The sequence below is a fragment of the Halorubrum sp. SS7 genome, from assembly GCF_005435055.1.
Classification (GTDB): Archaea; Halobacteriota; Halobacteria; order Halobacteriales; family Haloferacaceae; genus Halorubrum; species Halorubrum salinarum.
On record NZ_SGXV01000321.1, the window covers coordinates 240 to 448 of the forward strand.

The following is a 209-nucleotide window of genomic DNA, read 5'->3' on the forward strand; positions in this document are numbered from 1 at the left end:
GGTCCTCGTCGACCTCGCGGCGGAGTACGACGCCGAGACGGTGTACTACAACGAGCACTACAGACCGGCCCGTCGGAACCGACAGCGGGCGGTCGAGGACGCGCTCGCCGGCGCGGGCGTCGAGACGGACTCGCGGACCGACCTCGTGTTGGTCGACCCCGGGCGGCTAGCGGAGCGCTACCCGAACCACAGTCAGTTCCACGACGACT

General features: G+C 69.9%; 1 protein-coding gene. It reads left to right on the top strand.

Annotation, left to right across the window (positions count from 1 at the left end; genetic code table 11):
* A partial coding sequence (locus tag EXE44_RS21700; protein WP_241991898.1) for a deoxyribodipyrimidine photo-lyase occupies nucleotides 1-209 on the top strand: 209 nt, incomplete at both ends.